A 20,335-nucleotide genomic window follows, 5' to 3' on the forward strand; every position below is an offset into this window, starting at 1 on the left:
GACTGGTCGGCGACAGTCTGGTCGGCTCGGCACCGGCCGACCACGGTTGCAACCGCGCTGACCGCAACGCTGACGTTCTGGGCGCGTGCACCGCACACTGGCGCTCCGACGCTCGTCCGCCACCTCCGATGAGACCCCGGTCACGCCATGTGTCAATGTTTGGTATGCCAACAACGCTCGTTGATATCGATCCGACCACCCCCGTCGTCGTCGGCGTGGGCCAGGCATCGGAACGCCTGACCGATCCCGGATACGAGGCGCTCGGCGAGGCCGACCTCGCCGCCCGGGCGGTGACCGCCGCATTCGCCGACTCCGGAGGCGACGTCGCCGGGTCGATCGACACGATCGCCGCGATCCGCTCGTTCGAGATCTCGAGCCCGTTGTCGTCGTCACCGCTGGGCCGACCGGACAACATGCCGCGCGCGGTCGGCAGCCGGATCGGGGTGGACCCACGCCGCGCCGTGCAGGCCGTGACCGGCGGCCAGACCCCGCAGACGATGCTCACCGAACTCGCGGCGGCCATCGCCGCCGGCGACTCCGAGGGGGCCGTGGTGTTCGGCGCCGAGGTGATGTCGACGGTCCGCCACCTCATGTCACAGCCGGAGGATCAGCGCCCGAACTTCGCCGAGGAGGTCGGCGGGCAACTCGAGGACCGCGGTTTCGGGCTCAAGGGCATCATCTCGGTCGCCGAGATGCGGCACGGCCTCGCGTCGGTGTTGCCGCAGTACGCCCTGCTGGAGAACGCCCGCCGGCACGCCTCCGGCCTGGGCCGCGACCCCTACATCGCCACGATGGGTGAGTTGTTCGCACCGTTCACCGAGGTCGCCGCCGCCAACCCGCACTCGGCCGCCCCGACGGCGCGCACCGCCGACGAACTCGTCACCGTCACCCCCGAGAACCGGATCGTGTCCGATCCGTTCACTCGGTACATCGTGGCGCGCGATCAGGTCAACCAGGCCGCAGCCGTGGTCGTGATGTCGGTGCGGGCCGCGCAGGCCGCCGGCATCGACCCCGCGAAATGGGTGTTCCTGCACGGTCATTCGTCGACGGTGGAACGCCCGGTCCTGGCTCGCCCCGAATTGTCCTCCGCTCCTGCGGCTCCCGCGGCGGTGCGGCATGCGCTGCAGGTCGCCGGGATCGGGCTCGACGACATCTCCGTGGTCGACATCTACAGCTGCTTCCCGATCGCGGTGTTCAACGTCCTCGACGGGATCGGCATGTCGCCCGACGATCCGCGCGGGCTGACCGTGACGGGTGGCCTGCCGTTCTTCGGCGGGCCGGGCAACAACTACTCGCTCCACGCGATCGCCGAAGTCGTCACCCGCGTCCGGCGATCGCCGGGTGACTACGGTCTCGTCGTCGCCAACGGCGGTGTGCTGAGCAAGCATGCCGCGGGTGTCTATTCGACGACGCCGGCACCGTGGCGTCCGGACACCAGCGGTCCGGTCCAGGCCGAGCTCGACGCGGTACCGACCGTTCCCACGATCGCCGACGCCGACGGTGCCGCGGTCGTCGAGACCTACACGGTCATCCCGCAGAAGAACGGCCGCCGCACCGGTGTGGTGATCGGCCGGCTGGTCGATCCGACCGTTCCGGAGGGACTCGGCGCCCGCTTCGTGGCCAATCTCGATTCCGACGACGACGAACTCTTCGACCTCCTCCTCACCGCCGAGGACCCCGTCGGCACGCCGATCGTCGTGCGGTCTTTCGACAAAGGCAATCGGGTGGCCCTGACCTCCGCGGCCATGAACTCCCGGCATCCGGTCGTCGCGCCGGCGTTCCGCGACTCCTACGAGCACGTCGAGATCCGTCGCGACGGTCGGCTGCTCGAGGTGACCATCAACCGGCCCGACGCGCGCAACGCGTTGAACCCCGCCGCGAACGCCGAACTCGACTCGATCTTCGAGGCCTACTTCGCCGATCCCGACCTGTGGGTGGCGATCTTGACGGGCAAGGGCGACAAGGCCTTCTCGGCGGGCAACGATCTCGCGGCGACCGCGGGGCCCGCCGCCCTGTCGGTGCCGAAGAACGGGTTCGCCGGACTCACCTCGCGGCGCAGCCTGCCCAAACCGGTGATCGCGGCGGTCAACGGCTTCGCGCTCGGCGGCGGCTGCGAGATCGCGATGGCCTGTCACATCGTCGTGGCCGACGAGGACGCATCGTTCGGACTGCCCGAGGTGAAGGTGGGTTTGGCGGCCGCCGCGGGCGGTCTGGTCCGCCTGCCGCGGATGGTCCCGCCCGCGCTCGCACGCGACATGATCCTGACCGGGCGTCGGATCTCCGCCGCCGAAGCCGCGGCCGCCGGACTGGTGAGCCGGATCGCCCCCGCCGGAAAGGTTCTCGGGACCGCACGCGGCGTGGCCGAGGAGATCCTGGCCGCCTCTCCGACGTCGGTACGGGCGTCGATCGCCACCATGGAACAGTCCGACGCCATCACCGACACGGTCGACGCCGTCCACGCCAGCACCTCGGTGCTCGACTCGCTCGTGATCAGCGGCGACACCCTCGAAGGGATCATGGCGTTCGTGATGAAGCGGACGCCGAACTGGAAGGGTCACTGAGAACCAACCGGAGACGTAAGCACGCCGAACGCGCGCGGATGGTCGTCGAATGCTGAACACTTGACGGCGGCCACTCCGCGCGCTCCGGCGTGTGGGTGGCCGCTGTTTCGACGTAACAGTCGTGTCCAGAAAGGCGGCACACCATGTCCGGTAGCAGTGAGGCACGCGGAACCAAGTCCTCCAAACGCACACCCCCACCACCGTCGTACCGGGTCGATCCCCCCGACTGGACACTGCCGCGGGGCACCATCGTGCTCCTCACGATCGCCGGCCTCGTCGTCGCCATCGGCGGCATCAAATCGGTGGCGTCGCTGGTCGGTCCGGTCTTTCTCGCGCTGATGCTCACCGTCGCCGTCCAACCGGTCCCGAACTGGTTGCGCAAGAAGGGCTTCCCGCGGTGGGCCGCCTTCGTGACGACGGTGCTCCTCGTCTACGGAATCCTCATCGGGCTGTTCGCGGCGCTGGTGTTCTCCGTCGCGCGCCTGGCATCGATCCTGCCGCAGTACGACGACAAGTTCGACGACCTCGTCACCGGCTTCCAGAACTTCCTCACCAGCCACGGCGTCAGCCACGACACGGTGCAGGACATGATCTCCCATGTCGACACCAGCAAGGTCGTAGGTGCCGTGACCGACGTGCTGAGCAGCACGTTCAGCGTGGCCTCGGCGCTCGTGCTCGTCCTCGCCCTGCTGCTGTTCATGGCCGCGGACTCGGTCGGCTTCGACGACCGGATGAACATCCTGGACCGGATGCGCCCCGACATCGCATCGGCCTTCCGTTCGTTCTCGGAGGGGACGCGCAGCTATCTGTGGGTGTCGACGGTCTTCGGCCTGATCGTCGCCGTGCTCGACAGCGTGGCCCTCGCGTTGCTGTCCATCCCGCTCCCCATCCTCTGGGGCCTGCTGTCGTTCATCACCAACTACATCCCGAACGTCGGCTTCATCATCGGTCTGGTCCCACCCGCGCTGCTCGGACTGCTCGTCGGGGGGCCCACGAAGATGATCGTCGTCATCGTCGTCTACAGCGCGATCAACGTCATCATCCAGTCGGTCATCCAACCGAAGTTCGTGGGCGACGCGGTCGGATTGTCGACCACCCTGACCTTCCTGTCCCTGCTCTTCTGGGCCTGGGCGATCGGGCCGCTGGGCGCGATCCTCGCGGTGCCGCTGACCCTGCTCGCCAAGGCCTTGCTCATCGACATCGACCCCGCCACCCGCTGGGCAGACGTGCTGCTGTCGTCGGGCGGGCAGCCGAAGAGCCCGGACCCGACCGAGGCGGGGACATCCGACGACGACACGAGAGAACCCGCGAAGACCCCGGGCGCGAAGGGTGAGGATCCGCCACCCGGATCGGCCCCGGGCGTCACACTGGAACCGGAAACGTGAGGCGGGCTACGCAGCGCGCCGATCATTGGGTAGATTCCCTTTCGACCCCAATCTGACCACAACCGTTTACAGATAGGTTGCGCACCGCTCATGGACATGAACTGGTCTCCGGACGACGCTGCGTTTCGCGACGAGGTCCGCGCGTTCCTCGACGAGAAACTGACCCCCGACCTACGCGCGGCGGGCACGCTGCGCACCAGCGTCTACTCCGACCACGAGGCCTCGATGAAGTGGCAGGCGATCCTGCACGAGCGTGGCTGGGCCGCTCCCGCGTGGCCGGTGCAGTACGGCGGATGCGACTGGTCGCAATCCCAGCATTACATCTTCAGCCGTGAGTCGATCCTCGCCGGCGCGCCGTCGCTGTCGCCGATGGGCATCCGCATGGTGTCGCACGCGATCATGGCGTTCGGCACCGACGAGCAGAAGAACTTCTTCCTGCCGGGCATCCTCGACGGCAGCGTCTTCTTCTGCCAGGGCTACTCCGAGCCCGAGTCCGGCTCCGACCTCGCGTCGCTGTCGATGGCCGCGGTCGACGACGGCGACGACCTCGTCGTCACCGGTTCCAAGATCTGGACCACCCACGCCTCCGAGGCGAACTGGATCTTCTGCCTCGTGCGGACCTCGCGCCAGGAACGCAAGCAGCAGGGCATCACGTTCGTGCTCATCGACATGAACTCGCCGGGCATCGAGGTGCAGAACCTCGTGTTCGCGTCCGGCGAGCAGGTGCAGGCGCAGGTCTTCTTCGACGGCGTGCGCGTGCCCAAGAAGAACGTCCTCGGCAAGATCGACGAGGGGTGGACCGTCGCGAAGTACCTGCTCGTCTTCGAGCGTGGCGGCGGCGCGGCCGCCCCGGCGCTGCAGGTCATGGCCGAGCAGCTCGGCCGGGACGCGGCGTCGGTGACGGCGCCGAACGGCGGCCCGCTGTCGGAGGATCCGGCCTTCGCGGCCAAGCTCACCGACCTGCAGGTGCGCGCGAAGATCCTCGAGGTCCTCGAGTACCGCGCGCTCGCCGCGATGAGTTCGGGCAAGGACCCCGGTTCCATCGCGTCGATGCTGAAGATCCTCGGTACCGAACTGAGCCAGGAGATCACGACCCTCAGCCTGGAGGCCGCGGGCCCGCACGGACGCGTCTTCCAGCCGCACGCCACCAAGCCGGGCGGACCCATCTTCCAGTACACCCCGCCCACCGACGGCTACGTCAGCGGCGAACCGTGGCAGGCCGTCGCGCCGCTGCACTACTTCAACGACCGCGCGGGCTCGATCTACGCCGGCAGCAACGAAATTCAACGAAACATCCTCGCCAAAGCGGCTCTGGGTCTCTGACGGGTCACAGGAGATAACCAATGGACTTCACACTCACACCCGAACAGCAACTGCTGTCCGACGGTCTCGACAAGTTCCTCGACGCGCGGTACGACCTGCAGGTCAGCCGCGACGCCGCGAAGGTCGGCGAGGGCTGGCAGCCGAAGATCTGGAAGGCCTTCGTCGAGGACCTCGGGGTCGTCGGCGCCTGTCTGCCGGAGGACATCGGCGGATTCGGCGGCGGCCCCGAAGAGCTGATGGTCGTCACCGAAGCACTCGGGCACGCCCTCGTGGTCGAGCCGTTCGTCGACACGGTCGTGCTCGGTGCGGGCCTGCTGCACGCGACCGGTAACCCCGTCGCCCTCGAGGCCGCCGGTCGCATTGCCGAGGGCGAGGCGCTCAGCGCACTCGCCGCGCTCGAAGACGGCTCGGGCGGGGTCCTCTCCCGCATCGAGACCTCCGCCGACCGGGACGGCGACGAGTGGGTGCTCAACGGCACCAAGGCCGTCGTCACCACGGCGCCGCTCGCCGACTACCTGATCGTCAGTGCCCGCACCGCAGGCGAACCCCACGATCCCGCCGGCGTCTCGCTGTTCCTGATCGATCTCGCCGACGGCGGGCCGACGGGGCTCGAGCTGCACAAGCTGCGCACCATCGACGACCGCCAGGCCGCCGACATCACGTTCACCGACGTGCGCCTGCCCGGCGACGCGCTCATCGCCGACGAGAACGCCATCGAGATCCTCGAGAAGGCGTGGGACACCGCGACCGCCGCGGTCGTCTCCGAGGCCGTCGGCCTGATGCGCAAGGTGTTCACCGACACCGTCGAGTACTCCAAGCAGCGCGAGCAGTTCGGGGTCCCGATCGGCAGCTTCCAGGTGCTGCAGCACCGCATGGTCGACATGCATCTCGAGCTCGAACAGTCGGTCGCCGCACAGTATTTCGCGATCCTGTCCCTCGAGGGCTCGCCGGCGGAACGGGCGGCGGCGGTCTCGGCCGCCAAGGCCACCGTCAGTCGCGCCGCCCGGTTCATCGGACAGAACGCGGTGCAGTTGCACGGCGGCATGGGGATGACCGAGGAGTTGGCCATCGGCCATTACTTCAAGCGTCTCACCGCGATCGAGTACGAATTCGGCACCGCGGACGCCCATCTCGCGCGTTTCGCGACCGCCACCGCGCAGATCGACGCCTGACCGCATCGCCGAATCGCCACCTCCCGGTTCCGGAGGTGGCGATTCGGCGTTCGGGCCTGACTCAGCTGTCGGTCCAGACCGGCTTCCGCTTCTGCAGGAACGCCGACATACCCTCCTGCGCATCGCAGGTCATCGCATTGGTCGCCATCGTCTCACCCATCTCGTCATACGCCGCCGACTCGTCGAGCTCGACCTGCCGGTAGAACGCCTGCTTGCCGATGGAGACGGTCCGCGCACTCGACCCGGCGATGTGGAGAGCCAGCTCCCGCACCGAGTTCGAGAGCTCGTCGTCGTCGACGACGCCGCTGAGCAGCCCCCAGTCCGCGGCGGTCCCGGCGTCGATGGGTTCGCCGGTGAGCAGCATGTGCATGGCGCGCTTGCGTCCGATCGCGCGGGACAGCGCGACCATCGGAGTCGAGCAGAACAACCCGATGCGGACGCCCGGCGTGCTGAACCGCGCGCTGCGACCCGCCACCGCCAGATCACATGTCGCGACCAGTTGGCACCCCGCCGCGAAGGCCATGCCGGCGACTTCGGCGATGACGGGCTGGCGCACCTCGTGGACCGTCCGCATCAGTTCCGTGCACGTCGCGAAGACGGCCCGCTCGTCGTCGTCGAGGGTCCGGTCGACGAGTTCACCGAGGTCGTGCCCGGCGGAGAACGCGGGTCCGAGCGCCCGGATCACGATGACCCGCACGCGCGGATCGTCGTCGAAGTCCCGAAGCGCGACGATGATGGCGCGCATCGTGCTCGTGGACAACGGGTTACGACGCCGCGCGTCCCCCAGCGTGATCACCCCGAGTGGTTCGGCGATCTCCGTCGACACCGCCTCGTGCAGGATTTGTTCGGTCATGCCCCGACACTATGCAGTGCCGCGGGAATACGACGTCGGATCGATCGTTGTGTCTCGTCGTGACCAGTACCGCGCTCTTCGAACCGATCACCCTCCGCGATGTCGCGATCCCCAACCGGATCTGGCTCGCCCCGATGTGCCAGTACAGCTGCTTCGCCGGCGACGGGGTGCCCACCGACTGGCACCTGACGCATCTCGGTTCCCGAGCTGCCGGCGGCTTCGGACTGATCCTCACCGAGGCGGCGGCCGTGGTGCCCGAAGGTCGGATCAGCGCACACGACGCCGGTCTGTGGAACGACGACCAGGCCGCGGCCTGGGGACGCATCGTCGACTTCGTCCACTCGCAGGGCTCGGTCATCGGCACCCAGCTCGCCCACGCCGGCCGCAAGGCCTCCACCTACGCACCGTTCGACGACCGCTCCGGCGCCATTCCGCTCGACGACGGCGGCTGGACGACATTCGGCCCGTCCGACGTCGCCTTCGAGGGACTGCCCGCCCCCACCGCCATGACGACCGAGCAGATCGCCGAGGTCGTGGACGCGTTCGCACAGGCCGCCCGTCGCGCCGACGACGCCGGGTTCGACGTCGTCGAGATCCACGCGGCGCACGGCTACCTGCTGCATCAGTTCCTCTCCCCGTTCTCGAACCGGCGCACCGACGCCTACGGTGGCGACTTCGAGGGACGCACGAGGCTGACCCTCGAGGTCGTGGACGCGGTCCGCGCGGTGTGGCCGTCGTCGAAGCCGCTGTTCATCCGGGTGTCCGGCACCGAATGGACCGAGGGCGGGTGGGATGTGGACGACTCCGCCCGTCTCGCCGCCCTCCTCGCCGGCCGCGGCGTCGACCTCGTGGACGTCTCCTCGGGTGGCAACGTCCTCGCCGACATCCCCGTCGGACCCGGCTACCAGGTCGACCTCGCCCGGTCGATCCACCGCCAGTCGGGTGTGCCCACCGCCGCCGTCGGCCTCATCACCGAACCCGATCAGGCCGAGAAGGTCGCCGGCGACGACGACATCACCGCCGTCTTCTTCGGACGCGTCGCGCTGCGGGAGCCGTCCTGGCCGCTGCGCGCCGCACACGAGTTGGGCATCGACAAGCGCGAGGCGCCGTATCCGCCGCAATATCAACGCGGTTCATGGCACTGAGCCCGGTCCCCGCTCCCTGAGGAGGCCCGGAGCTTGCGGAGGGCCGTCACGAAGGGTCTCGTCACACCGGCCGCGGCGTCACCAGCGCGAGGGACGCCGCGGTTGCCGGCTCGATGATCGATGCGAGCGGGGCGCCGGATTCGACGGCACCGGCGGTCAGCTCCCGGAAGCCACCCCACAGGAAGATCGCGCGCTGACGGTCCATCGGCACCACCCCCGCCGCGGCCATCGTCGGGGTCGAGGTGAGGCCGACGAAGAGTTCGATCCACGCTTCCAGGGCCTCGTCCTTGACCGCCTGGGCGGCGCTGCCGAGCGCGGGCAACTCGCGGATCCAGCTCAGCGTCAGACCCGGATACCGCTCGCTCGCTGCAACATATGACGACACCGCTTGTCGCACCTGCTCCTCGATGGAGGCTTCCGCATCCACGCGCCGCGCGATCTCGGCGATCATGAACTCGTTGGTCACCGTCAGCAGCGCGAAAAAGCATGACTGCTTGTCGGCGAACTCTTGGTAGAACGACCGCCTCGAGGTCCGCGCGACCCGCACGATGTCGGCGACCGTGGTGTCGCGGTAACCCGCTTCGACGATGCACTCGAGCATCGCCGCGAGCAGCCGGTCCCGGCTCGATGCGCCCGCCGACGAGGTCAGCCAGGGCGCCGGGAGCGAAGCGAGCGGGCCCGATGTCGCAGGCGCCGGGAGCGAAGCGCGCGGGCCCGATCCAGTCACGCCTTCGAGCATAGGCCCTTGTCTCGCCCGGTACGTGAGCGTACCGTCGGGTGGTACGTAGACGTACCACCCGCTGCGGCGAGAGGACCCCACTGGTGAACACCCCGACCCTGAGCGGTGAGGCGGTTCTGCCGCCCACCACGTCGATCCCGTCCACCATCCAGGGGCTCGGCGCGGTCGTGTCGCGGCGACACTTCTTTCGATATCTCCACGACCGTCACGGCTCGGCCTTCACCGTGAACCTGCCCGTCTTCGGCCCTTCCGTCGTCATCTCCGATGCCGCGATGGCGCGCGAGCTGTTCACCGCCGGCGACCAGGTCGAGAACGTCCAGCCCAACCTCGGCCGCATACTCGGCACCGGATCGATGTTCGCGCTGGAGGGCGCCCGACACCGCGCCCGGCGCAAACTGCTCACCCCGCCGTTGCACGGCAAGCCGATTCGGTCGTACGAACAGATGGTGGTCGACGAGGTTCGCGCCGAATCAGCGTCCTGGCCCACCGGGGTCGAGTTCGCCTCCATCGAACCGATGATGCGCATCACCCTGAACGTCATCCTCCGCGCGGTTTTCGGCGCCGAGGGCAGCGAGCTGGACCGACTCCGCGACATGATCCCACCGATGGTGACCGTCGGTTCGCGCGCCGCGACGGTACCCCCACTCCCACGCCTTTTCCGGCCGATCGACCCCAATCACCGGTACGCGCGACGCAATGCCGAATACCGAGATTACGTCGGCGGGCTGATCACGAAGGCGCGCAACGATTCTCGCCTGGATGAGCGCACCGACATCCTTGCGATCATGCTGCGCAGCACCTTCGACGACGGCAGTCCGATGACCGACGACGAGATCGCCGAGGAACTGGCCACGATGCTCGCCGCCGGACACGAGACCACGGCGACGACCCTTTCGTGGGCGCTCGAGCGGCTGCGCCGGCACCCCGAGGTGGTGCGCGAACTGGTGGCCGAGGTGGACGCCGGTGGCTCCGACTACCGCCACGCCACCATCCTGGAGGTCCAGCGCAGCCGACCCGTCATCGACTTCGCCGGCCGGCATGTCGTCGCCGACCATCTCGACCTCGGCAAGTGGCGGATCCCGAAGGGATACAACGTCCTCGTCTCGATCGCACTCCTCCACGACGACAGCAGCGAATTCGCCCGGCCCGAGGTCTTCGACCCGACCCGTTTCCTGGGCACCAAGCCTCCGGCGGCATGGCTGCCGTTCGGCGGCGGCACGCGGCGGTGCATCGGGGCGGCATTCGCGACCATGGAGATGGACGTGACCCTGCGGACACTGCTGGCGGACTTCGAACTGATGCCGACCAGCGCCAGGTCCGAACGCTGGTTCTCGCGCGGGGTGGCGTATGCCCCGTCCCGCGGTGGTCGTATCGCTGTCGTTCCGCGCTGACCCCAGCTCGACGCCCGGGGGCCGACGTGACGGGCCCCACATTCACGCTGTGACCTTCGTCATCGAACGTGGCCGAACATCGGCGACGGCGAGACCCCGCCGAATAGCGGTATGCGCTGCGAATTCGCCGCAAAGCTAACAGCGTTATCCCGACGTTATCCGAATGGCCCAGGTCACGGGCTCGACGTGACCAAGCCGTTACCCAACCCGTATGGTCGCCCACGGTCCGAGATCAACCGCCCTGCCAACCCCGGGGTGGTGAGGAGGAACGAAGACCATGCGAATGACCAAGACCCACATGACCAAGCTCGTCGCCCGCGCCGCCATCGTCGGCGCACTGACTGCCGCCCCCTTCGGGATGCTGGCGTCCACCGCGCACGCAGCAGGCGGCAACTGGGACGCGGTCGCTCAATGCGAGAGCGGCGGCAACTGGGCCATCAACACCGGCAACGGCTACTACGGTGGCCTCCAGTTCTCGATGAGCACCTGGCAGGCCAACGGCGGAACCGGTAACCCGGCCGACGCCTCGCGCGAGGAGCAGATCCGCGTCGCGGAGAACGTGCTCGCCACCCAGGGCCCCGGCGCCTGGCCGGTGTGCGGCGCCAACCTCTGACGCAGGCACCGGCGCAGCACGTGCCGTGAGGCCGTGCAGTCATTGACACGACGAGGCCGGCGGGTCCTTTTCAGGACTCGCCGGCCTTGTTGCGTCTGCCGCTGTCTACGGCGTGGGCGCGGCGTCGTCGCCGCTGTCGTTGATCGTCGTGTCCAACGCACTCACCGCGATGCCGTACGGCAGGAACCGCACGTTGCGTCGTGGATCGGTGTTGGTCTTGTTGGCGCGCAGGGCCTCGAGTTCGGTGGCGTAGACCTGCTCGACGCGGGCACCGCCGTCGTCGTCGACGACGAACACCGCCCAGACACCCGAGCCGGCCTCACCGGTGGTCTCCTCACGGGGCTTGGTGCGAGTGCGGCCGCGGGCGGCCTCGTCGAAGAACATCGAGAAGGCTGCCGGTCCGGCTTGACCCTCGAAGAGCTTGCCGAACACGTCGCGCAGTCCGTCACCGGCTTCGCGCGCAAATCGGTCGAAGTCCTCGGGGCCGAAATTGAACGGTCCGCCGGAGCCGCTGTTGTCGGTCATGATGTTCCTTCCTCCGGCCACCCTGACGAGCCGCCGGTCAACGCTGTCCAGTGTCCTCAGGAATCAGTGGCTCCGCCACTCCGATCCTCACCGCCACTTCGGCCCTCAGGAATCAGCGGTATCGCCACCCGCATTCTCCGTCTCGTCGAGCCGCTGGTGCAGGCGTGCCCGGACATCGTCGGCCGAATAGGACTTCCGCTGCCGCTGGTCACGCGCGACCATCACCCCGCCGGTGGCCACCCCGACCGCGCCCGCCAATCCCAGCCATTTCCACAGGTTCCTCATGCGGGCAGGATAGGTCGCGCAGGCGTCGTGCGTGCTCCGGACGCATTAGCCTGCTCTCGTGCCCACCAGCAGAATTCTCCTCGGCCGAGACCGCGCCGACGCCGGTATCTCGTTGACCGACGCACTCGACGCCACCCGCACCGGCGACATCTGGCTCTTCCGCGGCCATTCCGGACCGGACCGGGCCATCCGCACCTTGACCAACGCGCCCGTGAACCATGTCGCGATGGCGGTCTGCATCGACGATCTGCCACCGCTGCTGTGGCACGCAGAGCTCGGCGATCGGCTGACCGACGTGTGGACCGGATCGAATCATCGCGGCGTGCAGCTACACGACGCGCGAGAAGCCGTCGAGCAGTGGATGATCCGCTACAAGCAGGCGTGCTGGTTCCGTCAGCTCACCCCGGACGTGACCGCTGATCAGGAGAACGCTCTCCTCAAGGTGATCGCCGAACTCGACGGGACGCCGTTCCCGACCACCGCGCGCCTGGCCGGCCGGTGGTTTCGCGGCCGGGTGCCCAACTCGACCGACCTCGTCCGGGGCATCCCCTACCTCGACCGCAAGGTCCGTCAACGACGCGACGAACGGCAGCAGCGGAAAAATCAGAACACCGAGGGCGTCGGACTCGAAGCCGCCTACTGCGCCGAGGTGGTGGCCATCACCTATCGGGAGATGGGCATCCTCGACGCGTCCAAGGACTCCAACTGGTTCGACCCCGGGCGATTCTGGAGCGGCGACGATCTCCCCCTCCACGCGCCGCACGAACTCACCCCCGAGATCGGGGTCCGGCTGGACTGACGCCGGCGCGGACCGCGCCGACCGTCACCTCCCCCGAACGCCCGGAGCGTCGCCTCGACGAGTGCGTCGGCGTAGGTCTCGGTCAGCGGGCCGCTGCGGTGCAACCACCGCTGGAACAACGGGGCGTAGAGCATCTCCAGAAACAGGTCGAGGTCCGTGTCGGGGGGCAGTTGGCCCGCCCGCTCGGCCATGCGAAGCCGAGCCTTCTTGGCGTCGTCCAACGGTCGCGACAGCTTCTCCCGGTACTCCGCCGCGAGGTCGGCGTCATTCGCGATCTCCGTGTTCACCGCGCGGATCAGGCGATCGAAGGACGGATCGGCGAACTCTGCCACCGTCTCCCGCATGACCTGTTTCAGGTCCGCCTCGAGATCCCCGGTGTCCGGCAACTCGACCGACTGCCCGTCGGCCCCCTCGCTCAGCGCGAGCACCGCTGCGAAGACGACCGCGCTCTTCGACGGCCACCGAGCGAGCTCGGCCATAGTTGTTCCGAGACGGACCGTTCCGTTTACTTAGGAGGAAATTCGATGATCACCTCACGGGTCTGGTTCATCACCGGCGCATCCCGCGGACTCGGACGCGCGTTCACCGAAGCGGCACTTGCCGCCGGCGACGAGGTCGTGGCCGTCGCCCGCAACATCGAACCGCTGGCGTCGCTGGCCACGCGACATCCCGATCAACTCCATCCCCTATCGCTCGACGTCACAGACCGGCAGGCCGTGTTCGACGGCGTCGATGCAGCGGTCACCGCGTTCGGCCGACCGGACATCGTCGTCAACAACGCCGGCGGAATGCTCTACGGAATGGTCGAGGAGGCCACCGAGGCCCAGATCAGGGCGCACCTCGACCTGAATTTCTTCGGTGCCGTCTGGGTCGCGCAAGCCGTCCTGCCCCACCTGCGCGCCGGCGGCGGCGGCCGCCTGCTGCAGGTGACGTCGATGGGCAGCGGCGGAGGAATGGCCACCGTCGGTTTCTACGGAGCGGGCAAGGCCGCGCCGGTCATCCTGGAACTCGTGGCGCTCCCCGACCCGCCTCGGCGCCTGATCGTCGGCAGCCAGTCGTTCGACTATGTGCTCGAGATGGACCGCGCACGTGACCGGGGCTATCACGAGTGGGAGCACCTCAGCCGGCAAGCGCCCGGCTGAGGTGACCCGCGCGTCGTGCTAGATCGTCATCGCCTCGCGCACCGCACTTTCGGCGGCCGTACCGCCCTCACCCGACGACGTCACGCGGCCGCTCTCCAGCACGTAGTACCGCTGCGCCGCCTCGAGGGCGAACCCGATGTGCTGTTCGACGAGGAGCACGCCCAGCCCACCGCGCTGGGTGAGCGTGGTGATGGTCTGCTCGATCTCGGCGACGACCGACGGCTGGATGCCCTCGGTCGGCTCGTCGAGGATGAGCATCCGCGGCTCGGTGATGAGCGCGCGCGCGATCGCCAGCTGCTGACGCTGGCCGCCGGACAACAGGCCGGCGCGTCGTCCCAGCAATTCCTTGAGTGCCGGGAACATGTCCAGCATCTCGGCGACCAGCTCCTTGCCGCGTTTGCGGCCGTCGGCCACCACCTGCAGGTTCTCGGCGGTGGTGAGATGGCCGAAACTCTGCTGCCCCTGGGGCACATAGGCGATGCCGTGCCCGACCCGTACGCTCGGACGCGCCCGGGTGATGTCGACGCCGTCGAACGTGATGGTGCCCTTGGTGGTCTTCACCAACCCGACGGCCGCGCGGAGCAGGGTCGTCTTCCCGGCCCCGTTGTGTCCCATCACCGCGACGACGCCGTCGGTCGGTACCTCGATGTCGACCCCGTGGATCACCTCGGTCCGACCGTAGCCCGCATGGACTCCGGAGATCTTCAGCATGGTTCAGCCCTTCTCCGTGATCGGTTGCGTTGCAGCCGCGCTCGCCGAAGTCGCAGTCGTGTCGGAGTCGACCTCGGCGGCGATCTCCGCGAGTTCTTCACCGCCGGCCGCGGTCCCGAGGTACACCTCCTGGACCTTCGCGTTCGCCTGGACCTCGGCGACCGTGCCCTCGGCGAGCACCCGACCCCGCGCGAGCACGGTGACCGATGTCGCGAAGGACCTCATGAAGTCCATGTCGTGTTCGACGACCACGACGGTGCGCTCACCGCCGATGCGGCGCAACAGGTTCCCGGTCTCCTCACGCTCTTCGTGGCTCATCCCGGCGACCGGCTCGTCCAGCAGCAGCACCGAGGCGTTCTGCACCAGCAGCATCCCGATCTCGAGCCATTGCTTCTGACCATGGGCCAGTACGCCCGCGGGTGTGTCGGCCAGGTCCTGCAGGCCGATGGTTTCGAGCGCCTCGGCGATCGAGTCGGGGATCTGTGTCGGTCGACGCCGCAGCATCGTCCACACCGAACGCCCGGCGCCCGCGGCGATGTCGAGGTTCTGCAGCACACTCAGTTCCTCGAAGACGCTCGCGGTCTGGAAGGTCCGGCCCACCCCGAGCCGCGCGATCTGGTGCACCTTCTTGCCGACCAGTTCGACACCGGACTTCTGGATCGAACCGGTGGACTTCACCAGGCCGGTGATGGCGTCGATGATGGTGGTCTTGCCGGCACCGTTCGGACCGATCAGGAACCGCAGATCACCCTGCAGCAGTGTGAGATCCACGTCGGAGACGGCCTTGAAACCGTCGAACTCCACGCTGAGACCGCGCACCTGGAGGTAGTCGCTGTCCATCCCGGCGTTGCCGCCGGCGACCGGCGGGTGCCCGACGACCGTCGAATCTGCTTCGGTCATGACGACGCTCCTACCTTGCTGCTGGTGTGTTCGTCGATGTCGCCGGTCGGGGACGAATCCGGTGCTCTCTTCCGGCGCCACTTGACCAGTGCTCCCAGGCCGGCCAGCCCGGCCGGGAAGAACCCGACGACCACGATGAACAGGATTCCCTGCGCGTATGTCCAGCCGGACGGGAAGCTCTCCGACAGACTGGTCTGCGCCCAGGCCACCGCGATGGCGCCGAGGACCGGCCCGAGAAGCGTTGTGCGCCCGCCGATGGCGACGCCGATCAGGAAGGCGATCGACGGCACGATCCCGACGTCGGCGGGCGAGATGATGCCGACGATGGGAACGAACATGGCCCCCGCGATGCTCGCGAACAACGCCGCGATGGCGTAGGCGACGACCTTGGTGTTGGCCGGGTCGTAGCCGAGGAACCGGACCCGCTCCTCCTGGTCGCGGACGGCGACCAGCAGTTCGCCGTACCGGCTGTACATCAGCTGACGGGTGATCGCCACGACGGCGAGCAGGATGGCCGCGGTGATGAAGAACAGCAGCTGCCGGTTCACCGGGTCGTTCAGGGCGAGCCCGAAGAAGCTGCGAAAACGGTTGAGTCCGTTGCTGCCACCGGTGGTCTGCTGACCGATGAGCAGGATCGCGAAGGCGGCGGCCAGCGCCTGGGACAGGATGGCGAAGTAGGCACCCTTGACGCGCCGTTTGAACACGCCGAGACCCAGCAGGATCGCCAGCAACGTCGGTACCAGCAGGATGCCCAGGATCGTCACCACCGGTGAGGCGAAGGGCTTCCAGTACCCGGGCAGTTCGCTGATCCCGGCGATCTGCATGAAGTCGGGCACGTCGTCGCCGCGCAGTTCCGCGTCGGAGATCTTGAGGTGCATTGCCATGATGTACGCACCCAGCCCGAAGTACACACCCTGGCCGAGGGTGAGCATGCCACCACGACCCCAGGCCAGGCCGATGCCCACCGCGACGATGCCGAAGCAGAGGAACTTGCCGAGCAGGTTGAGACGGAAGTCCGAGAGGACGGCGGGCGCAACCGCGAACAACAGGATGGCGGCGACGCCGAAGCCCGCCCAGACCTTCCAGGAACTGCTGAAATAGTCCTTCACACAAGACTCCTCGACTGGACCGTGAACAGCCCCTGCGGCCGGATCTGCAGGAAGATCACGATGATGACGAACACGGCGACCTTCGCCACCGACGCGGTCGTGTTGTATTCGATGAACGAGTTCAGGACGCCGAGCGCGATGGCCGCGATGACCGCGCCCTTGATCTGGCCCAGCCCGCCGATGACGACGACCAGGAATGCGTCGATCAGATAGGTCATCCCGGTGTTCGAGCTGGTGGAGCCGATCAACGTCAGTGCGACCCCGGCGATGCCGGCGAGTCCCGAACCGATGAAGAACGTCGTGATGTCGGTTCGGCGGCTGGAGATCCCGCTCGTCTCGGCGAGATCCCGGTGCTGCACGACGGCGCGGATGCGACGACCCATCGGCGTGTACTTCATGGTCACCGCGATCGCGGTGACCGCGACAATGGCCAGCAGCATGATGAACAGGCGCGTCTTCGGGACGACCGCGCCGAGGATGTCGACGCCGCCGGACAACCACGACGGTGCGACGACGTCGACCGCCGGCGCGCCGAAGATGTCGCGGGCGAGCTGCTGGAGGATCAATCCGACACCGAACGTCACCAGGAGTGTGTCCAGTGGGCGGTCGTACATCCGCTTGATCAGGGTGACCTCGAGGAGAACGCCCATCAGGCCGCCGACGAGGAACCCGATGACGAGCGAGACCAGCAGGGACACCCCGGCATTGGAGATCAGGTATTCCTGCACCGTGTACGCGGTGTAGGACCCGGCCATGATGAACGACCCGTGGGCCATGTTGATCACGCCCATCTGACCGAAGGTCAGGGACAGGCCGAGAGCTGCGAGAAGCAGGATCGAACCGAGACTGAGCCCGGTGAAGAGCTGTCCGATAACGGTTTCCACGTGTCTATCCGTTCGTCGTCGGCGAGTGCCGCGTTCGCCGGGAGGGACCGTGCGCGACCCGTCCCGCGTCGCCGGAGGACGCGGGACGGGTCGTCGACGGTGTCAGTTGCTCAGGCCCTCGGCCCACGGGTACGACTTCAGGTAGGGGTCCGGCTCGATCGGCTGACCCGAATCCCACACCGTGTAGATCAGTCCGTCGCCACGGATCTCACCGATGCGCGCGGTCTTGGTGATGTGGTTGTTCTCACCGTCGATCGTGACGAGCCCCTCCGGAGCATCGAAAGTGACTCCGCCGGCCGCCTTCTGAACGTCGGCGACGGCGAACGACTGGGCCTTCTCGACGGTGTTCTTCCACAGGTAGACCGAGACGTAGGCGGCCTCCATCGGGTCGGAGGTCGGCTTGTTGGCACCGTAGGCGGCCTTGTAGTCACGGACGAACGAGGCGTTCACCGGGTTGTCGACGGTCTGGTAGTAGTCCCACGCGACCAGCTGGCCCTCGATGTTGTCCACACCGATACCGCCGACCTCTTCCTCCGCGATGGACACCGAGACGACCGGCATGGCCTGCGGGGTCAGTCCGACGTTCTTGTACTCGCGGAAGAACGCGACGTTGGAATCGCCGTTGAGAGTGTTGAACACGGCGTCGGCGTCGGCGGTACGGACCTTGTTGACGATCGTCGAGAAGTCCGTCGAACCGAGCGGGGTGTAGTCCTCGCCCTTGATCTCGATGCCGTTGGCCTCCGCGTACGCCTTGATGACACGGTTGGCCGTCTGCGGGAAGACATAGTCGCTACCGACGAGGTAGAGCGACTTCACGCCCTCCTCCTTCAGGTACTCCAGGGCCGGCACGATCTGCTGGTTCGTCGTGGCGCCGGTGTAGAAGATGTTCGGCGACGACTCCAGGCCCTCGTACTGCACCGGGTAGTACAACAGCGAGTTGTTGTCCTCGAAGACCGGCAGCATGGCCTTGCGGCTCGACGACGTCCAACCGCCGAACACCGCTGCGACGCAGTCACTCGAGATCAGCTTCTCGGCCTTCTCCGCGAAGATCGTCGGCTCGGAGGCCCCGTCCTCGCCGATGAGCTGAATCTGTTTGCCCAGCACTCCGCCGTTGTCGTTGATCTGATCGACGGCGAGCTTGATCGAGTCACGCACGGTGACCTCGGAGATCGCCATGGTGCCCGACAGCGAGTTCAGCGAGCCGACCTTGATGGTGCTCCCGGAGGTGTCGACACACGATTCGGCGCTCGATGCCGATTCCTCGCTGGCCGAACTGCCACAGGCGCTCAGGACCAGCGCCACCGCGGACAGCGCCGCGGGGACCAGGATGCCGTACCGCCGACGGCGTGACCGGGTCGGGGCGGACGGCGGGATGTCCGCCGGCGGGGGGCCGGGCGGCAACGGAACAGACGGCATCGGCGAAGCCTTTCTCATTACGTCTCAGGTCCACTCAGATGGGGGCACGACGAACACGCGGCCTGTCACCGCGTGACCCCCGATGAGATACGCGTCGCAAGCCTTGCGATCTGGCGTATGGGAGGTAAACGTAAATTGACTTTGTTACACCGGCGTGACGTGAGATGAAATCGATGTTTCCGCTTCCGGACCCGCCGTCACGATCTGATGCCGGCGAATTCCGTTGCCTTCATTGAAGTTTCGGAGCGACCCGGTTTGACACGAGCGCCCACAGCGGCTAACGGGCGAACGAGGCCTCGATTTCGGCACGGGTACGCTCGGGGTCGGATCCGAGTTCATAGCGCGGAAGCGTGTGCGGCACCGTCGTCCCGTGCGCCACGCGACGACGAGCGGCCGCGAACTCCGGCGCCTCCCCCATCGTCAGGTGGGCGGAGTTGATCAGACCCCACACCGCACTCCGGCGCGCACGCCGTTCGACCGGATTGGGCGGGCGGTACATGATGAGCTGCTGGGCCCAGCGGGGCATCGTGTCACGGATCGCCCAGTCCACGGCGCCCTGGGCCGGGTTGCGTACGTTCAACCCGGTGGCCATCGCATTGCCATGTGTCAGTGCGAGTTTCGGAAGGTACTCGGCCAAGCAGGTGAGGGTGTCGGCTTTGGTCGTGGGCAGGTCGGTCCCACCCAGCGCGTGACCGACACGCACGAATTCCCGGTAATAGCCGTCGAGTTCGGCGCCCCGCAGCGGCTGCGGGTGGTAGATCTCGTGCGCGGTGGCGATACCCCAGACGACGGTGGCATAGTTCCAGCGAAGCCAGGCCGGATCGTCGGCGTCGTAGGCCGCACCGTCGGGCCGGACACCTTTGATGGTGTGGTGCATCGCGCGTACCATACGCGCCAGTCGCTCGGCGGACTCGGTCGAGCCGTACGCGGTCCCCATGAAGAAGGCCAGCGAGTGCCCGAGTCTGGTCATCGCGCCGTCGGGATCGATGGACAGGGTCGGGGTTCCGTCCTCGCGGCGCCGGACCAGCCGTGAGTGCTGCACACCCATCCAGAAGATGCTCGGGTCGAGACGCTCCAGGTACGACGCACACTGCAGACCGAAGATGAGCGCCGGCGTGTGCGAATGGACGTACCAGGTCGCGCTGCCCGGGCCGAACCAACCCGGATCGCCGGATGGATTCTCGAAGTCCATCCCGCGGAAGAACTTCGCTCGGACGTGGGCGTCGAACTTGCCGTTCAGCCAGGACCCGACGAACTCGTGCGGGAGGGGAACCGGAATCCAGTCGGTCGACGGCAGTCGGAGAGGAGCCATGGACACAGTCATCTACAGACCTTCCGCTCGGGTCGACCATTGGTCACGGTCGTACCCAGAGTAACTCTTT

The 20,335-nt window shown here is 67.6% G+C and carries 19 protein-coding genes and 1 pseudogene; 9 read left to right on the forward strand and 11 right to left on the reverse strand.

Annotated elements, in window-relative coordinates; genetic code table 11:
• The first annotated feature begins 155 nt into the window (after positions 1–155).
• From MVF96_RS16655 to MVF96_RS16670, 4 genes are all read left to right on the forward strand, one after another.
• The gene (locus MVF96_RS16655) at positions 156–2,561 is read left to right on the forward strand and encodes an acetyl-CoA acetyltransferase (protein ID WP_418930393.1); all 2,406 of its coding nucleotides are present in this window, start codon (positions 156–158) and stop codon (positions 2,559–2,561) included.
• Between the two features lie 143 nt (positions 2,562–2,704).
• Complete coding sequence (locus MVF96_RS16660; RefSeq protein ID WP_078113664.1) at positions 2,705–3,946, forward strand: AI-2E family transporter; 1,242 nt, start codon at positions 2,705–2,707, stop codon at positions 3,944–3,946.
• A 90-nt stretch (positions 3,947–4,036) separates the two neighbouring features.
• The gene (locus MVF96_RS16665) at positions 4,037–5,269 is read left to right on the forward strand and encodes an acyl-CoA dehydrogenase family protein (RefSeq protein ID WP_065631040.1); all 1,233 of its coding nucleotides are present in this window, start codon (positions 4,037–4,039) and stop codon (positions 5,267–5,269) included.
• A gap of 20 nt (positions 5,270–5,289) precedes the next feature.
• Positions 5,290–6,441 carry an acyl-CoA dehydrogenase family protein gene (locus tag MVF96_RS16670; RefSeq protein ID WP_058252504.1) on the forward strand — a complete coding sequence of 384 codons (1,152 nt, stop codon included), beginning with the start codon at positions 5,290–5,292 and terminating at the stop codon, positions 6,439–6,441.
• A gap of 61 nt (positions 6,442–6,502) precedes the next feature.
• On the opposite strand, the gene MVF96_RS16675 is transcribed toward MVF96_RS16670, so the two are convergent.
• A complete protein-coding gene (locus MVF96_RS16675; RefSeq protein WP_078113665.1) occupies positions 6,503–7,294 on the reverse strand; it encodes an enoyl-CoA hydratase in 792 nt (263 codons plus the stop codon).
• 59 nt (positions 7,295–7,353) lie between these two features.
• Here MVF96_RS16675 and MVF96_RS16680 point away from each other — a divergent pair, with 59 nt between their 5' ends.
• Positions 7,354–8,439 (forward strand): NADH:flavin oxidoreductase/NADH oxidase, encoded by a 1,086-nt coding sequence (locus tag MVF96_RS16680; protein WP_078113666.1) that lies wholly within the window; start codon positions 7,354–7,356, stop codon positions 8,437–8,439.
• 61 nt (positions 8,440–8,500) lie between these two features.
• Here the strand turns inward: MVF96_RS16680 and MVF96_RS16685 are convergent, their stop codons facing one another.
• Complete coding sequence (locus MVF96_RS16685; RefSeq protein ID WP_078113667.1) at positions 8,501–9,178, reverse strand: TetR/AcrR family transcriptional regulator; 678 nt, start codon at positions 9,176–9,178, stop codon at positions 8,501–8,503.
• Positions 9,179–9,261: 83 nt separating this feature from the next.
• On the opposite strand from MVF96_RS16685, the gene MVF96_RS16690 reads away from it, so the two are divergent.
• Complete coding sequence (locus MVF96_RS16690; RefSeq protein WP_078113668.1) at positions 9,262–10,569, forward strand: cytochrome P450; 1,308 nt, start codon at positions 9,262–9,264, stop codon at positions 10,567–10,569.
• A 277-nt stretch (positions 10,570–10,846) separates the two neighbouring features.
• The gene (locus MVF96_RS16695) at positions 10,847–11,182 is read left to right on the forward strand and encodes a transglycosylase family protein (protein WP_058252500.1); all 336 of its coding nucleotides are present in this window, start codon (positions 10,847–10,849) and stop codon (positions 11,180–11,182) included.
• A gap of 105 nt (positions 11,183–11,287) precedes the next feature.
• Here the strand turns inward: MVF96_RS16695 and MVF96_RS16700 are convergent, their stop codons facing one another.
• Together MVF96_RS16700 and MVF96_RS16705 are read right to left on the reverse strand one after the other, a co-directional pair.
• A complete protein-coding gene (locus MVF96_RS16700; protein ID WP_078113669.1) occupies positions 11,288–11,707 on the reverse strand; it encodes a hypothetical protein in 420 nt (139 codons plus the stop codon).
• Positions 11,708–11,812: 105 nt separating this feature from the next.
• Positions 11,813–11,992: a hypothetical protein gene (locus MVF96_RS16705; RefSeq protein ID WP_058252498.1), complete on the reverse strand. Its 180-nt coding sequence runs from the start codon at positions 11,990–11,992 to the stop codon at positions 11,813–11,815.
• Between the two features lie 58 nt (positions 11,993–12,050).
• Between MVF96_RS16705 and MVF96_RS16710 the strand changes: the two genes are divergently transcribed.
• Positions 12,051–12,791 (forward strand): hypothetical protein, encoded by a 741-nt coding sequence (locus MVF96_RS16710; protein WP_058252497.1) that lies wholly within the window; start codon positions 12,051–12,053, stop codon positions 12,789–12,791.
• A 110-nt stretch (positions 12,792–12,901) separates the two neighbouring features.
• On the opposite strand, the pseudogene MVF96_RS24490 reads toward MVF96_RS16710, so the two are convergent.
• Positions 12,902–13,270, reverse strand: a pseudogene (locus tag MVF96_RS24490) (TetR-like C-terminal domain-containing protein); the annotation flags it as partial.
• A 45-nt stretch (positions 13,271–13,315) separates the two neighbouring features.
• Here MVF96_RS24490 and MVF96_RS16720 point away from each other — a divergent pair.
• Positions 13,316–13,933: an SDR family NAD(P)-dependent oxidoreductase gene (locus MVF96_RS16720; protein WP_078113671.1), complete on the forward strand. Its 618-nt coding sequence runs from the start codon at positions 13,316–13,318 to the stop codon at positions 13,931–13,933.
• Positions 13,934–13,951: 18 nt separating this feature from the next.
• Here the strand turns inward: MVF96_RS16720 and urtE are convergent, their stop codons facing one another.
• From urtE to MVF96_RS16750, 6 genes are all read right to left on the reverse strand, one after another.
• Positions 13,952–14,644, reverse strand: coding sequence for an urea ABC transporter ATP-binding subunit UrtE (gene urtE, locus MVF96_RS16725; protein ID WP_068970915.1), 693 nt, complete (start codon positions 14,642–14,644; stop codon positions 13,952–13,954).
• Positions 14,645–14,647: 3 nt separating this feature from the next.
• On the reverse strand, positions 14,648–15,544 hold the full coding sequence (gene urtD / locus MVF96_RS16730) for an urea ABC transporter ATP-binding protein UrtD (protein WP_247449742.1): 897 nt from the start codon (positions 15,542–15,544) through the stop codon (positions 14,648–14,650).
• On the reverse strand, positions 15,541–16,653 hold the full coding sequence (gene urtC, locus MVF96_RS16735; protein WP_068970914.1) for an urea ABC transporter permease subunit UrtC: 1,113 nt from the start codon (positions 16,651–16,653) through the stop codon (positions 15,541–15,543). Before urtC ends, urtD begins: the two co-directional genes overlap by 4 nt.
• Positions 16,650–17,537, reverse strand: coding sequence for an urea ABC transporter permease subunit UrtB (urtB, locus tag MVF96_RS16740; protein WP_058252491.1), 888 nt, complete (start codon positions 17,535–17,537; stop codon positions 16,650–16,652). The genes urtC and urtB overlap by 4 nt, the downstream gene beginning before the upstream one ends.
• A gap of 102 nt (positions 17,538–17,639) precedes the next feature.
• Positions 17,640–18,953: an urea ABC transporter substrate-binding protein gene (gene urtA, locus MVF96_RS16745; protein ID WP_091344393.1), complete on the reverse strand. Its 1,314-nt coding sequence runs from the start codon at positions 18,951–18,953 to the stop codon at positions 17,640–17,642.
• A 277-nt stretch (positions 18,954–19,230) separates the two neighbouring features.
• On the reverse strand, positions 19,231–20,277 hold the full coding sequence (locus MVF96_RS16750) for an oxygenase MpaB family protein (RefSeq protein ID WP_247449743.1): 1,047 nt from the start codon (positions 20,275–20,277) through the stop codon (positions 19,231–19,233).
• Positions 20,278–20,335 lie beyond the last annotated feature (58 nt).

This window comes from Gordonia hongkongensis, from assembly GCF_023078355.1.
GTDB lineage: Bacteria > Actinomycetota > Actinomycetes > Mycobacteriales > Mycobacteriaceae > Gordonia > Gordonia hongkongensis.

What these genes read in the sequence shown, in the direction of transcription:
- MVF96_RS16700 (WP_078113669.1), bottom strand. Translation starts at nt 11,707, where the DNA reads ATGACCGACAACAGCGGCTCCGGCGGACCGTTCAATTTCGGCCCCGAG.
- MVF96_RS16705 (WP_058252498.1), bottom strand. Translation starts at nt 11,992, where the DNA reads ATGAGGAACCTGTGGAAATGGCTGGGATTGGCGGGCGCGGTCGGGGTG.
- MVF96_RS16685 (WP_078113667.1), bottom strand. Translation starts at nt 9,178, where the DNA reads ATGCTCGAAGGCGTGACTGGATCGGGCCCGCGCGCTTCGCTCCCGGCG.
- MVF96_RS16695 (WP_058252500.1), top strand. Translation starts at nt 10,847, where the DNA reads ATGCGAATGACCAAGACCCACATGACCAAGCTCGTCGCCCGCGCCGCC.
- urtE (WP_068970915.1), bottom strand. Translation starts at nt 14,644, where the DNA reads ATGCTGAAGATCTCCGGAGTCCATGCGGGCTACGGTCGGACCGAGGTG.
- urtA (WP_091344393.1), bottom strand. Translation starts at nt 18,953, where the DNA reads ATGCCGTCTGTTCCGTTGCCGCCCGGCCCCCCGCCGGCGGACATCCCG.
- MVF96_RS16665 (WP_065631040.1), top strand. Translation starts at nt 4,037, where the DNA reads ATGGACATGAACTGGTCTCCGGACGACGCTGCGTTTCGCGACGAGGTC.
- MVF96_RS16655 (WP_418930393.1), top strand. Translation starts at nt 156, where the DNA reads ATGTTTGGTATGCCAACAACGCTCGTTGATATCGATCCGACCACCCCC.
- urtD (WP_247449742.1), bottom strand. Translation starts at nt 15,544, where the DNA reads ATGACCGAAGCAGATTCGACGGTCGTCGGGCACCCGCCGGTCGCCGGC.
- MVF96_RS16670 (WP_058252504.1), top strand. Translation starts at nt 5,290, where the DNA reads ATGGACTTCACACTCACACCCGAACAGCAACTGCTGTCCGACGGTCTC.
- MVF96_RS16720 (WP_078113671.1), top strand. Translation starts at nt 13,316, where the DNA reads ATGATCACCTCACGGGTCTGGTTCATCACCGGCGCATCCCGCGGACTC.
- MVF96_RS16675 (WP_078113665.1), bottom strand. Translation starts at nt 7,294, where the DNA reads ATGACCGAACAAATCCTGCACGAGGCGGTGTCGACGGAGATCGCCGAA.
- MVF96_RS16660 (WP_078113664.1), top strand. Translation starts at nt 2,705, where the DNA reads ATGTCCGGTAGCAGTGAGGCACGCGGAACCAAGTCCTCCAAACGCACA.
- MVF96_RS16750 (WP_247449743.1), bottom strand. Translation starts at nt 20,277, where the DNA reads ATGACTGTGTCCATGGCTCCTCTCCGACTGCCGTCGACCGACTGGATT.